Source organism: Actinoplanes sichuanensis (assembly GCF_033097365.1).
GTDB lineage: Bacteria > Actinomycetota > Actinomycetes > Mycobacteriales > Micromonosporaceae > Actinoplanes > Actinoplanes sichuanensis.
Genome location: NZ_AP028461.1, coordinates 2,315,260 through 2,327,630 on the forward strand (window position 1 = coordinate 2,315,260; position 12,371 = coordinate 2,327,630).

Here is a 12,371-nt window from a genome sequence, read left to right on the forward strand (position 1 = left end):
CAGCCTGGGCTGGGACTACGGGCCGAGCGCGACGACCGGGTGGTCGAACGACTCCGGGCAGCGCATGACGTTCAGGTCCCAGCCCCGGCCGATGACGACCTCGGGCGGGTTGTACTCGGCATGAGGTGGCTCCTCGACCGGGCGCCAACTGTCGCCCTCGCGTGCCCACTCGCCGCCGGACACCGCGAGGAGCAGGACCGGCTTGGCGCCGCATTCCACGCAGGTGACCTCCGGATCGGCGCCCACCGACCAGTCGGGGTAGCCACCGACCTTCCAGCCGGGCACGAGGGAGAGGTGGAAGTGGAATAAATCCTCTTCCTCGTCCCAGGCATCGATGCGTTCGCGGAGATCGTCGGGGAGCAGGTCCGACGACGGATACTCGGTCACCTGTTCGGGGAAGACCGCGCACGTCGCCGGCAGGTAGTGCTCGACCACGACCGGCGGCTCCGGCGGGGTGCCGAGCACCTCGGTCACGTCGGCGCTGCGCCGCCAGAGCACCCGCACCCGGGGGTTGTAGTCGTCGGCCGGGTGGTCCAGCGGGCACCACAGCACCTGGAGCAGGTCGCAGTCGTCCGGCCCGGCGAAATCCGGGACGTCCCGCCGGTACAACTGGGCGACCGGGATCAGCGGGATCGGCTGGTCGACCAGATGGTGCGGCTCGGAGAAGTCCCAGCCCGGCATCTCGGCCCGCTCGGCGGCGGTGTAGTCGCGGCCATGCGCCGCCGCGCGGATCTCGCGGGAGCGCCGGACGACGGCCGGGGTGTGCAAGCTGCTCACGTAATGCTTGGCGCGGTCATGGCAGAACGGCCAAGCCTCGTCGGCCGGCCACAGCAGCGGCCCGCCGACCGAACTGTCCGCGGCCGTCGGCCCACCCGGCCGAGGATGCAGCCGGGTGGTCGTGGCGGCGTAGGCCCGCAGCTCCGGGAAGAGGGCGGCGATGTCGACCGGACGCGGCGGGGTGGTGTAAGCCATCAGGCGTCGCGGATCTGCAGGCCCAGCGACATCGCCAGGGTCACCGCCTGGTCGGCGGTGATCACCGCGTTGCGCATCTCCACCGTGCGCGGGTCGAAGGACTGCAGGTCGGTGCCGCGCAGGTCGCAACCGGTGAAGTCGGCGCCGGTCAGCTGGGCCGCCGACAGGTCCAGGCCGCGCATGGTGCCGTTGCGGGCCCGGACCCCGGTCAGGTCGGCCTCCCGCATCCGCACCCCGGTGAACGTGGCGCTGCCCAGGTCGGCGCGGGGCAGCACGATGAACGACCAGTCCCCGCCGTCGACCGTGGTCAGGTCGAAGCCGCAGCCCTCGAAACCACTGCCGACCGCCTTGCAGTTGGTGAACGTCGCGTCGAAGAAGTTGCAGTTCACGAACCGGCAGTTCAGGAACGCCACATCGACCGCCTGCGCGCAGTTGAACCGGCCGTCGCGGAACACACACTCGGAGAACTCGATGCCCTCCAGGTCGGTCTCGCACAGGTCGAGCCCGGAGAACTGGACGCCCTCGTGCCGCTTCTCCTTACCGGCCCCGGCATCCCAGTCGCGGGTGGTGAGCGTCCTCATGCGCGGCGTCGCGGCGACCGGGCCAGGTAGGCGTGCGGGTACGGCAGCGGCTGCTCGCCGGCCGCGGTCAGCTGCTCCAGGTGCTTGTCGTCGAGACTCCAGCCGGTCGCGCCCAGGTTGTCGGCGAGCTGCTCGGTGGTCCGGGCGCCGATGATCGGGGCGGTCACCCCGGGCCGCTGCCCCAGCCAGCGCAACGCCACCTGGGCCGGGCTGCGCCCGACCGTGGACGCGACGTCGAGCAGCGCGTCGGTGACCGCCCACACCCGCCCGTCGACGCTGTCCTGCCAGTTGCCGAGCCACGGCTGCTTGTCACCGTCCCACCGGCTGCCGGCCGGGGCCGACGTCATGCCGCGCCGGTACTTGCCGGAGAGCCAGCCACCCCGCAGCGGCGACCACGGGATGATCCCGACCCCCTCGTTGCGGCAGACCGGCACGAACTCGGTCTCGATCTCCCGGTCGATCAGGTTGTAGAGCGGCTGCGCGGCCACGAACGGCTCCCACCCACGGAACCGGGCCACGTCCACCGACTTCTGCAACTGCCACGCCGCATAGTTGGACACCCCGAGATGCCTGACCTTGCCGGTACGCACGAGCGTGTCCAGCGTCGACAGGGTCTCCTCGACGGGTGTCGTCTCGTCGAAACAGTGCAGCTGGTAGAGGTCGATGTAGTCGGTGCCGAGCCGCCGCAGGCTGGCCTCGACCGCCGAGATGAGGTGCTTGCGCCCGCCGCCGTGGTCGTTGCCGGCGTCACCGGTCGCCCAGAACCCCTTGGTCGCGATCACCAGCGAGTCACGCCGCTGCCGCGCCAGCCAACGCCCGATGATCTCCTCGGAGACGCCGCCCGCGTAGACGTCGGCGGTGTCGATGAAATCACCGCCCGCCTCGACATACCGATCCAGGATCGCGTGGGAGGCGGACTCATCCGCCTCATTGCCGAACGTCATCGTCCCGAGGCACAGCTCGCTCACCCGAAGCCCGCTGCCCCCGACGTACCGGTACTCCATGTGACAGATCCTTCCAGCGCGCCCGTAGATTCACCAATGTGACACGGAAGATCCGGACGATCGGATACTGGGCGGGCCTCGGCCCGGCCGAACCCTGGCCGGACGTGTGCGCCTTCGTCAGCGATGACGTCGACCACGAGGCGGTCGCCTATCTGCGAGCGGGCACCATGATCGCGGTGTCCGGGAGCTCTGCCCGGTGCACGCTGTGCGGCCGCTCGATCGGCCGGCGGTTGCTGACCGACGGCGACCGGTACATGTGGCACGAGGGACTCGCCCACTACGTCGAGGAGCACGGCGTCCGGCTGCCGGTGCGACTGGTGGGCGTTCCGGCGCCCTTCGATGCCGAGGGGTTCGACCACTCGGTCTCGGTCGACAGCGACTGGTGGTTCGGGCAGCGGGGCCGGCCGGTCGTCGATCACCTGCCGGGATGTCACCACAGCCCGGTGCGTTGCGAGTGGATGCTGCCCGCATACGCCGACATCTGGATCGACCGGGTGCGGCCCGGCGACATCACCACGATGGCCCGGCTGCGTCGCCTGTTCGGCGCCGACTGGCCGTTCAGCGGGCTGCGCGACCGAATCGCCGCGCAGCCGTTCCTGGTCGAACGCAACGGCCGCCCGGCCGAGCTGAACCGGGTGGCCGAGCTGCGTGACTTCCTGTTCTACGACACCTCGGAGGGGCTGGTCAGCGTCATCCCGGACGTCTGACCGAGGCGGGTGGTCACCACCAGCTCGTGCAGGGCCTCCACGGCGGCCGGGTCGGCGTAAGCCGGGAGTCTGCTCTCGTCGCGGGCCTCCTCCAGCTCGGCGCGCAGCGCCGGGATGTCGGCCGCCAGATATGCCGCGGCGCGGGCCGGCATCGGGCCGTGTTCGGCTTCGCGTTTCGCGGCGATCAGGTCCGGGACGTAAGGGATTCGGGAACCCAGCACGCCCAGGTCGCAGACCACCTCGCCGGTGCGCATCAGGTGGATGCCGGTGAGCAGCACGCGCAGCGTGTACAGGGCCGGCTTGATCCGGCCGGTGTTGTGGTAGAGCTGCTGCTGGCTGTGCGAGAACCCCAGATAGTGGTGCGCGTGTCCGCTGGTGATCATCCGGGGTGCGAGATCCTTGAGGGCGGTGTGCAGCGGCGAGGTCACCACCACCAGCGGCGAGACGAGCTGCTCCAGCACGTAGCCGTTGCGGCTGTTGAACAGCTTCGCGAACTTGCGCAGGTCGTGGCTGACCACGTCGAGTTCGACGCCGTCGCGGATGCCGGACCGTTCGAGGGTGTCCGGGCCGGTGCGCAGACCGACCACCTCGTGCGCCGGCAGGATGTGCGAGGCGCGCAGGTCCAGGTCGGAGTCGACGGAGGCGAACCCGTACAGATGCGCGCCGCTCACGGTCGCGAAGACCAGGGGATACGGCAGGTCGGTGGCGGCGTCCGCGGCCCACTCCGGCACGACGGTGGTCATCCGAGATTCCTTTCTCGTACGGCCACGAGCACCCGGTCCACAGCGGCCCGGTCCGGGGCTTGGGGGAGTCTCGTGGAGGCGGCCGCGTCGGCGAGTTCGTCCTGGAGCCGGCCGGCCCACTCGGACACCTCGGCCCAGGGGCGTTCGCCGCGCTTGATCGACAGGAGTTCCTCCCGCCGGTCCGAGACGTCGACCAGCACCTCACCGGTACGCAGCACATGAACGCCGGCCATCAGTAGCCGTACCATGTGCATGGCCTGTTTGAAGTTGATCTCCCCGGTCTTCTCGTGCCGGTTGGCGACCTTGGTGAGCTGGTCGCGCGCGTAGCTGCCGTAGGTCTCGGCGACCCGCCGGGACAGGAACGCGCTCCGGACTCCGACGAGCGCGTCACCGTCGGAGTTGCGAGAAGTGACCAGCGGCGACCACAGCACCTCGAGAACCGTCGGGTTGGCCTGCAGCGCGAGCGTGCAGAACCGCTCGATCTCCCACGAGAACTGCTCCTCGGCCGGCCCGTCCAGGTGGGTGGGCGGCTTGTCGAGGGTCCAGAAGTCGCGGGTCGGCGCCACGAACACACCCCGACGGTCGTGGTCCGACTCCGGCCCGTCCAGTCCATAGGCGCGGGAGCCGACCACGACCGCCAGGGCCGTGTGCCGTTCAACGAGCTCGATCATGAGGCCGGAGGATACGGCTAGAGATCAAGGACCGTCGCGTCGATTTCGTCCAGCTCGCTCTGGTCGAGTGACAGGTTGTTCAGCGCGGCCACGTTGTTCTCCAGCTGCGGCACGCTCGACGCGCCGATGATCAGGCTGGTCATCCGCTGGTCGCGCAGCGCCCACGCCAGCGCCAACTGGGCGAGCGTCTGCCCGCGCCGCTTGGCGATGTCGTTGAGCGCGTGCAGCCGGGCCAGGGTCTTGCCGTCGAGGGCGCTCTCGTTGAGGAACACACTGGTCCGGATCCGCGAGTCGTCCGGAATGCCGGTCAGGTAGCGGTCGGTGAGCAGGCCCTGCTGCAGCGGACTGAACGCGATGCACCCGGCCCCGGCGTCCTCGAGGGTGTCCAGCAGCCGGTCGTGCTCGATCCACCGGTTGAGGATCGAGTAGGACGGCTGGTGGATCAGCAGCGGCGTGCCCAGCTCCCGCAGGATCCCGGCGGCCTGCGCGGCCTGGGTGCTCTTGTAGTTGCTGATGCCGACGTAGAGGGCCTTGCCGGAGCGGACGATCGCGTCGAGCGCGGACATCGTCTCCTCGAGCGGGGTCTCCGGGTCGGGCCGGTGGTGGTAGAAGACGTCGACGTAGTCCAGGCCCATCCGCTGCAGGGACTGGTCCAGCGACGAGACCAGGTACTTGCGGGAGCCCCAGTCGCCGTACGGGCCGTCCCACATGGTGTAACCGGCCTTGGTCGAGATGATCATCTCGTCGCGGTGCGCCCGGAAGTCGGCGGCCAGGATGCGTCCGAAGTTGGTCTCGGCACTGCCCGGCGGCGGCCCGTAGTTGTTGGCCAGGTCGAAGTGCGTCACGCCGAGGTCGAAGGCCCGGCGGACGATGTCGGCCTGCCGGTCGGCGGGCCGGCCGGCACCGAAGTTGTGCCAGAGGCCCAGGCTGATGGCGGGAAGCTTGAGACCGCTGCGACCAGCACGCCGGTAGATCATGTCGGCGTAGCGGTCGGCGGCAGGGAAGTACGTCACATCGCACACCCTAGGACTCCCGATCTTCCCCATGGGCGCTGGTAGGTTGGTTCCCAGCGCGGGAGAGTCCGCTGACGCGGCGCCGAAGAGGCAAATCCTCCCCGGAAACTTTCAGGCAAAAGGACCGCGCAGGTTGGCAACTCTGAAATGCCCGCGATCGGGGTATGACAGAGGGGGAGGTTGCTTCTTGACCTTCTCACGCCAGGAGTCGCCAATGACGTCCCCGTTCGTTTCCCGGCACATCGGCCCGGACACCGACGAGCAGACCACCATGCTGAAGGCGATCGGCTACGGCTCGGTCGAGCAGCTGATGGACGCCGCGATCCCCGAGTCGATCCGCTTCCACGGTGAGCTTGATCTCCCGGCCGGGATCTCCGAGGAGCAGACGATCGCCGAGCTGCGGTCGATCGCCGACCGCAACGTGCTCGCCACCCCGATGATCGGCCTGGGCTACTACAACACCTTCACGCCCGCGGTGATCAAGCGGAACGTGTTGGAGAACCCGGCGTGGTACACGGCCTACACGCCGTACCAGCCGGAGATCAGCCAGGGCCGCCTCGAGGCGCTGCTCAACTTCCAGACCGTGGTCACCGACCTGACCGGGCTGACCACGGCGAACGCGTCGATGCTGGACGAGGCGACCGCGGTCGCCGAGGCGATGACGCTGGCCCGGCGCGCGTCCAAGAGCAAGAGCAACGTGTACGCGGTGGACGCCGACACGTTCCCGCAGACCCTGTCGGTGCTGCGCACCCGGGCCGAACCGCTCGGCATCGACGTGGTCCTGGTCGACGTCGAGAGCGACGAACTGCCCGAGGACTTCTTCGGTCTGCACCTGCAGTACCCGGGCGCCTCCGGTGCGGTGCGCGACCACGCCGCCCTGGTCGAGGCCGCCCACGCCAAGGGTGCCCTGGTCACGGCCGCGGCCGACCTGCTGGCCCTCACGCTGTTGCGGGCTCCGGGCGAGATCGGTGTGGACATCGCCGCCGGCACCACGCAGCGGTTCGGTGTGCCGCTGGGGTTCGGCGGCCCGCACGCCGGATACCTGGCCGTGCGCGCCGGCCTGGAGCGGTCGCTGCCCGGCCGTCTGGTCGGCGTCTCCAAGGACGCCGACGGCGACCGGGCCTACCGGCTGGCGCTGCAGACCCGTGAGCAGCACATCCGCCGGGAGAAGGCGACGTCGAACATCTGCACCGCGCAGGTGCTGCTGGCCGTGATGGCGAGTATGTACGCGGTCTACCACGGCCCGGCCGGTCTGCGTGCCATCGCGAAGCGGGTGCACGGCCATGCGCTGACCCTGGCCGGTTCGTTGACCGCCGCCGGGATCGAGATCGGTTCGGACGCGTTCTTCGACACCGTCACCGCGATCGTTCCCGGCCGTGCCGCCGGGATCGCCGAGGCGGCCGCCGCCGACGGTGTCGACCTGCTGCTGGTGGACGCCGATCGGGTGTCGATCTCCACCGACGAGACCACGACCGACGCGCACGTGGCGACCGTCCTGGCCGCCTTCGGTGTTCCGGTGGCGACGCCGGCCGAGTGCGGCGCCCGCCCGCTGGCCCGTACCTCGGAGTACCTGACGCACCCGGTCTTCAACACCCACCACTCCGAGACCAGCATGCTGCGCTACCTGCGCAGACTCTCGGACCGTGACTACGCGCTGGACCGTGGCATGATCCCGCTGGGCTCGTGCACGATGAAGCTGAACGCCACCGCCGAGATGGAGGCGGTCACCTGGCCGGAGTTCGCGAACATCCACCCGTTCGCGCCGCGCAACCAGGTCGAGGGCTACGAGCACCTGGTCGCCCAGCTGGAGCAGTGGCTCGCCGAGATCACCGGTTACGACGCGGTCAGCGTCCAGCCGAACGCCGGTTCGCAGGGTGAGCTGGCCGGTCTGCTGGCGATTCGCGGCTACCACCGTTCCCGCGGCGAGGCCCACCGTGACGTCTGCCTGATCCCGTCGAGCGCGCACGGCACCAACGCGGCCAGCGCCGTGATGGCCGGTATGCGGGTCGTCGTGGTCGCGTGCGACGCCGACGGCAACGTCGACCTCACCGACCTGGACGCCAAGATCGAGAAGCACCGTGACCAGCTCTCCGCGATCATGGTGACCTACCCGTCGACCCACGGCGTCTACGAGACGAGCATCGCGGACCTGTGCGCGAAGGTGCATGCGGCCGGCGGCCAGGTGTACGTGGACGGCGCGAACCTGAACGCGCTGGTCGGCTACGCCCGGCCGGGCAAGTTCGGCGCCGACGTGTCGCACCTGAACCTGCACAAGACGTTCTGCATCCCGCACGGCGGCGGCGGCCCCGGTGTCGGCCCGGTCGCGGTCGGCGCGCATCTGGCCGAGTTCCTGCCCGGTGACCCGCTCGAGTCGGGCGATCACCACGCGGTGTCGGCGGCGGCGCACGGTTCAGCCGGCATTCTGCCGATCTCGTGGGCGTACATCCGGATGATGGGCCCGGACGGTCTGGCGGCGGCGACCGCGTCGGCGGTCCTGGCGGCCAACTACGTCGCGGCCCGGCTGCGCGAGCACTACCCGGTGCTGTACGCGGGGGAGAACGGCCTGGTCGCGCACGAGTGCATCCTCGACCTGCGCCCGATCACCAAGGCGACCGGCGTCAGCGTGGACGATGTGGCGAAGCGGCTGATCGACTACGGCTTCCACGCGCCGACGATGTCTTTCCCGGTGGCCGGCACGCTCATGGTGGAGCCGACCGAGAGTGAGGACCTCGCCGAGCTGGACCGGTTCATCGCCGCGATGATCGCCATCAAGGGCGAGATCGACAAGGTGGCGGCCGGTGAGTGGCCGGCGGGTGACAACCCGCTCGCGAACGCGCCGCACACGGCGTCGGCGGTGACGGCTGACGAGTGGACCCACCCGTATTCACGCTCCGTGGCCGGTTTCCCGGAGGGCGTGGACCGGACGGCGAAGTACTGGCCGCCGGTTCGGCGTATCGACGGGGCCTTCGGCGACCGGAATCTGGTGTGTTCCTGCCCGTCGCCGGAAGCTTTCGAGGACTGACCGCCCGAGGGCTCAGTTTTTCCCGTTGCGCAGGTCGCGGTCGTCGGTGATCGCGGCCTGCGCTGCTTCCGTGGTCCTCGATTGACTACGCTGCGTCGCGTGTCGTGAAGTGTCTCAGGCTGCCAGGGCGTGTACGGCCGGCCCGCGGTGCGGCTCGATCGTGGTGCCGTCGGGCAGCAGCTCACCGGTGTCCTCGAAGACGATGACGCCGTTGCAGAGCAGGCTCCATCCCTGCTCCTGGAAGGTCGCGATGATGCGCGCGGCCTCACGGTCGGTGGCGTCGGCTGGGGGGCAGGTGATCAGGTGCTGGCACATCGGTTTACTCCGGTTGGGGGCTGTGTGAAGGTTCACAATTGCGGTGACGAACGTTACCTCACATCGAACGACACTGGTTCAACCCGGTGACGGCGTCGGCTCGCGGATCCTCGGTTCCCATGCTCCACGCCGGAGCGGTCGTCGACCACTGTCCGCTACCTCCGATCGGCCGTCCGCCGGGCGCGCCGGCCGGCTGCCACGCCCGTCACCACGCGTTAAGCGCCTTTCGATGGCATCGGGGTGATCCCGATGACCCTGCCGAGCTTGTGGCGCAGTTCCTCGCCGACAACGGACTACCGGTGCGTAACCTCGGCCGAACGGGTGACAAATACCAGACGATCGGCGATGGCGAGATCTGTGGGGCATCACTCTACGTATCGGCCGATGCTGGGGCCGTGATGGCAGGCGGTGTCATCGGATCGCGCTCTCCTGTGCCCGGCATTCCTGATGTATACGCCGTTGTTTACCGACATGCCCGGGATGTCACACCGTCCGGTGACATGTCCGCCTCGCCGTGGGGTCTCGGGTCGCGGCAGTCGGGCCGGACCGAATCGTGGAGTCTCGGGCCGTGGCGGGAGAGCTGGACCCGCGACGAGCACGCCGCCGCCGTCGAGCAGGTCCGGGCCGCCATCCGGCGCGGCGACGTCTACCAGGTCAACATCGTCGGGCACGGGTCGGCGGCGTACACCGGTGATCCCGGCCCGGCCCTGCGCCGCGTCGCCGCACTGGCCGGCGCCCGGTACGGCGGGGTCCTGGCCGGGGACGGCTGGGCCATCGCCACCGCCTCCCCGGAGACCCTCGTCGAGGTCCGGGACGGGCGGGTCGTCACCCGGCCGATCAAGGGCACCCGCCCGGCCACCGCCGCCGGCCGCCGGGAACTGCTCGCCTCGGCCAAGGAACGCGCCGAGCACGTGATGATCGTCGACCTGGAACGCAACGACCTCGCCCGGCTTCCGGGGACCGGGCCGGTGCGGGTGGACGAGCTGTTCGCCGTACGCGAGTGGTCGGGTCTATGGCAGGCGGAGTCGGTGGTGTCCGCCGACCTCGACCCCGGTGTGGGTCTCGCCGACCTGCTGCGGGCCGTCTGCCCCGGCGGCAGCGTCACCGGCGCCCCGAAACTCGCCGCCCTGGCCCGGATCGCCGCCCTCGAACCGGTCGGCCGGGGCGTCAGCATGGGCGCGCTCGGCTGGATCGGCCACGACCACCTCGATCTCGGCCTGAGCATCCGGACCGTGGCCGTCGACGGCTCCCGGGCCCACGCCTGGGCCGGCGGCGGTATCACCATCGACAGCGACCCGGTCGCTGAAGTGGATGAGGCCGCCGCCAAGACCGGTCCGGTCCGCGCCGCTCTGCGAGGCCGCTGACCTGCACAGCCCGCTCATAGCGATCTCCGAGCCGTCTCTACCGAATGCGTGCCACTGTCGGCATCCGCCCCCACGACAGGGGGTTGAGCGCGTACTTTGACGTCCGCGCGGCACCGAGACGGTCCACAGTGGCACCCTGCGTGCCCGGTGGCTGGCAGAGAGACGAGATCGCGGACATGCTTGAGCTTCTCGACCACCCGGTCGCCCCGATCCGGGCCACCATCCGGCCCGTGCGGGCCGACTTCACGGCCTTCGCCCACCTCAGCAGTGCCCGCCTGCACAGCACCGCCTTCCAGCTCTGCCGCGACTGGCACCTCGCCCAGGACCTCACCCAGACCACCCTGACCAAGCTGTTCCTGAGCTGGGAGCGGGCCGTCGACAGTGACAACCTGGTGGCGTACGCCCAGAAGGTCCTGTTGCGGGTCTATCTGGACCACCGGCGCCGTCGCAGCTCCACCGAGAGCGTCTCCGGGGAGTTGCGCGAGCCCGCCTACTCGATCAGCCCCGAGTTGCGGCTCACGCTGCTCGACGCCCTCGCCCGGCTCCCGGTGCGTGACCGGGCCATCGTGATGCTGCGCTACTTCGCCGACCACAGCGTGGAACAGGTCGCCGCCGAACTGGACGTGCCGATCACCGTGGTCAAGTCGCAGACCCGCCGCTCGCTGATCAAATTGCGCCATATGCTGCTGACCGAACGCCCGGCCCTCTTCGCCGCGTAACGACCGGATAGCCTTTGGGGCATGACAGTACGGCCCATTCGGATTTTCGGTGACCCGGTCCTGCGTACGCCCGCCGACGAGGTCACCGACTTCGGCCCGCAGTTGCGCGAGCTCGTCCGCGACCTGGAGGACACCGTCCGCGTACCCGGCCGGGCCGGGGTCGCCGCCCCGCAGATCGGCGTCAGCCTGCGGGTCTTCTCCTACAACGTCGGCGGTGTGGTCGGCCACCTGGTCAATCCGGTGCTCAGCGGCCACGCCGGCGAGCAGACCGAAGAGGAGGGCTGCCTGTCGCTGCCCGGCCTCGGCTACGACACCCGGAGGTTCGACAGCGTCGTCGCCCGCGGCTTCGACGTGCACGGCGAGCCGCTCGTCATCAAGGGCACCGGCTACCTGGCCCGCGCGCTGCAGCACGAGACCGACCATCTCGACGGCCGCCTCTACGTCGACACCCTCACCGGCGACGTCCGCCGCCAGGCCCTCCGCGAGATGCGCCGGGTCGTCCCCCGATGATCCCGGACTCACCCGCCTCGCCCTCGCCCTCGGCGGGACCTTCCGCGCCTTCGGTGACGCCGGTTTCGCCTTCGGCGGGCCCGGCTTCGCCTTCGGCGGGCGATGCGCGTCGGATCGCCGCGGCCTCACTTGCGGCGGGCGACCCCACCGGTTGGTTCGAGCAGTTGTACGCCGAATCGCGTGCCGGTCAGGCCGAAGTCCCGTGGGACGTGCCCGCGCCCAGTGCCCACCTGCGGGCGCTCGACCTGCCCGCCGGAGAGGGCCGCCGGGCGCTCGTCGTCGGGTGCGGCCCCGGCCGGGACGCCGAATACCTGGCCGGGCTCGGCTACCGGGTGACCGCTTTCGACATCTCGGCCACCGCCATCGACCTGGCCCGCGAACGGCACCCCGGCACCACCGTCGACTACCTGGTCGCCGACCTGCTCGACCCGCCCGCCGATTGGCGGCATGCCTTCGATCTGGTCCTGGAGAGCAACAACATCCAGGCGCTGCCGGCCCCGATCCGGGCCGCCGCGATCCCGGCCGTCGGCGCCTTCGTGGCGCCGGGCGGCACCCTGATCGTGCTGGCCGCCGCGACGACCCGCATCGACAGCGCCGGTGACGGTCCGCCGTGGCCGCTGACCCGAGTCGAGATCGACGCCTTCGCCGCCGACGGCCTACGCCCCGCCTCGGTGGACCTGGTCGACGCCACCGGAACCACCCTGCCCACCCGCTGGCGGGCCGTCTTCACCCGCTGAGGGCCCGGGCCGG

Annotated in this window: 13 protein-coding genes and 1 riboswitch; of the genes, 6 read left to right on the top strand and 7 right to left on the bottom strand. The window is 70.3% G+C overall.

Annotated features, from left to right (window positions below):
• Positions 1-15 precede the first annotated feature (15 nt).
• From Q0Z83_RS10250 to Q0Z83_RS10260, 3 genes are read right to left on the bottom strand one after another with little or no spacing between them, the layout of a single operon-like run.
• Entirely contained in the window at positions 16-972 is a 957-nt protein-coding gene (locus Q0Z83_RS10250; protein ID WP_317793611.1) for a hypothetical protein, read from the bottom strand.
• Positions 972-1,553: a pentapeptide repeat-containing protein gene (locus tag Q0Z83_RS10255; RefSeq protein WP_317793612.1), complete on the bottom strand. Its 582-nt coding sequence runs from the start codon at positions 1,551-1,553 to the stop codon at positions 972-974. Before Q0Z83_RS10255 ends, Q0Z83_RS10250 begins: the two co-directional genes overlap by 1 nt.
• On the bottom strand, positions 1,550-2,557 hold the full coding sequence (locus Q0Z83_RS10260; RefSeq protein WP_317793613.1) for an aldo/keto reductase: 1,008 nt from the start codon (positions 2,555-2,557) through the stop codon (positions 1,550-1,552). Before Q0Z83_RS10260 ends, Q0Z83_RS10255 begins: the two co-directional genes overlap by 4 nt.
• Positions 2,558-2,595: 38 nt before the next feature.
• Between Q0Z83_RS10260 and Q0Z83_RS10265 the strand changes: the two genes are divergently transcribed.
• A complete protein-coding gene (locus Q0Z83_RS10265) occupies positions 2,596-3,264 on the top strand; it encodes a hypothetical protein (protein WP_317793614.1) in 669 nt (222 codons plus the stop codon).
• Here Q0Z83_RS10265 and Q0Z83_RS10270 read toward each other — a convergent pair.
• Genes Q0Z83_RS10270 through mgrA form a run of 3 tightly spaced genes read right to left on the bottom strand, consistent with a single transcriptional unit; the run spans position 3,219 to position 5,691 of the window.
• Entirely contained in the window at positions 3,219-4,007 is a 789-nt protein-coding gene (locus Q0Z83_RS10270; protein ID WP_317793615.1) for a nucleotidyltransferase domain-containing protein, read from the bottom strand. The genes Q0Z83_RS10265 and Q0Z83_RS10270 overlap by 46 nt on opposite strands.
• Positions 4,004-4,678, bottom strand: a complete 675-nt coding sequence (locus Q0Z83_RS10275) for a nucleotidyltransferase domain-containing protein (RefSeq protein WP_317793616.1) — start codon at positions 4,676-4,678, stop codon at positions 4,004-4,006. Before Q0Z83_RS10275 ends, Q0Z83_RS10270 begins: the two co-directional genes overlap by 4 nt.
• 17 nt (positions 4,679-4,695) lie before the next feature.
• A complete protein-coding gene (mgrA, locus tag Q0Z83_RS10280) occupies positions 4,696-5,691 on the bottom strand; it encodes an L-glyceraldehyde 3-phosphate reductase (protein WP_317793617.1) in 996 nt (331 codons plus the stop codon).
• 49 nt (positions 5,692-5,740) lie between these two features.
• A riboswitch (glycine riboswitch) is annotated at positions 5,741-5,828 on the top strand.
• A 77-nt stretch (positions 5,829-5,905) separates the two neighbouring features.
• Here mgrA and gcvP point away from each other — a divergent pair.
• Positions 5,906-8,713: an aminomethyl-transferring glycine dehydrogenase gene (gene gcvP / locus Q0Z83_RS10285; protein ID WP_317793618.1), complete on the top strand. Its 2,808-nt coding sequence runs from the start codon at positions 5,906-5,908 to the stop codon at positions 8,711-8,713.
• A gap of 114 nt (positions 8,714-8,827) precedes the next feature.
• On the opposite strand, the gene Q0Z83_RS10290 is transcribed toward gcvP, so the two are convergent.
• The gene (locus Q0Z83_RS10290; RefSeq protein ID WP_093621362.1) at positions 8,828-9,028 is read right to left on the bottom strand and encodes a DUF5999 family protein; all 201 of its coding nucleotides are present in this window, start codon (positions 9,026-9,028) and stop codon (positions 8,828-8,830) included.
• A 119-nt stretch (positions 9,029-9,147) separates the two neighbouring features.
• On the opposite strand from Q0Z83_RS10290, the gene Q0Z83_RS10295 reads away from it, so the two are divergent.
• The 4 genes from Q0Z83_RS10295 to Q0Z83_RS10310 all read left to right on the top strand — a co-directional run bounded on the left by Q0Z83_RS10295 (position 9,148) and on the right by Q0Z83_RS10310 (position 12,358).
• Positions 9,148-10,392: a chorismate-binding protein gene (locus tag Q0Z83_RS10295; RefSeq protein ID WP_317793619.1), complete on the top strand. Its 1,245-nt coding sequence runs from the start codon at positions 9,148-9,150 to the stop codon at positions 10,390-10,392.
• Between the two features lie 176 nt (positions 10,393-10,568).
• Positions 10,569-11,111, top strand: coding sequence for a sigma-70 family RNA polymerase sigma factor (locus tag Q0Z83_RS10300; protein ID WP_317793620.1), 543 nt, complete (start codon positions 10,569-10,571; stop codon positions 11,109-11,111).
• Positions 11,112-11,132: 21 nt separating this feature from the next.
• Positions 11,133-11,621, top strand: a complete 489-nt coding sequence (locus tag Q0Z83_RS10305) for a peptide deformylase (protein ID WP_317793621.1) — start codon at positions 11,133-11,135, stop codon at positions 11,619-11,621.
• Between the two features lie 164 nt (positions 11,622-11,785).
• Positions 11,786-12,358 (top strand): class I SAM-dependent methyltransferase, encoded by a 573-nt coding sequence (locus tag Q0Z83_RS10310; RefSeq protein WP_317793622.1) that lies wholly within the window; start codon positions 11,786-11,788, stop codon positions 12,356-12,358.
• The last annotated feature ends 13 nt before the right edge of the window (positions 12,359-12,371 follow it).

Coding starts and splice junctions, on each gene's coding strand:
- Q0Z83_RS10250 (WP_317793611.1), bottom strand. CDS start 972: ATGGCTTACACCACCCCGCCGCGTCCGGTCGACATCGCCGCCCTCTTC.
- Q0Z83_RS10255 (WP_317793612.1), bottom strand. CDS start 1,553: ATGAGGACGCTCACCACCCGCGACTGGGATGCCGGGGCCGGTAAGGAG.
- Q0Z83_RS10260 (WP_317793613.1), bottom strand. CDS start 2,557: ATGGAGTACCGGTACGTCGGGGGCAGCGGGCTTCGGGTGAGCGAGCTG.
- Q0Z83_RS10270 (WP_317793615.1), bottom strand. CDS start 4,007: ATGACCACCGTCGTGCCGGAGTGGGCCGCGGACGCCGCCACCGACCTG.
- Q0Z83_RS10275 (WP_317793616.1), bottom strand. CDS start 4,678: ATGATCGAGCTCGTTGAACGGCACACGGCCCTGGCGGTCGTGGTCGGC.
- gcvP (WP_317793618.1), top strand. CDS start 5,906: ATGACGTCCCCGTTCGTTTCCCGGCACATCGGCCCGGACACCGACGAG.
- Q0Z83_RS10290 (WP_093621362.1), bottom strand. CDS start 9,028: ATGTGCCAGCACCTGATCACCTGCCCCCCAGCCGACGCCACCGACCGT.
- Q0Z83_RS10295 (WP_317793619.1), top strand. CDS start 9,148: ATGCTCCACGCCGGAGCGGTCGTCGACCACTGTCCGCTACCTCCGATC.
- Q0Z83_RS10300 (WP_317793620.1), top strand. CDS start 10,569: ATGCTTGAGCTTCTCGACCACCCGGTCGCCCCGATCCGGGCCACCATC.
- Q0Z83_RS10305 (WP_317793621.1), top strand. CDS start 11,133: ATGACAGTACGGCCCATTCGGATTTTCGGTGACCCGGTCCTGCGTACG.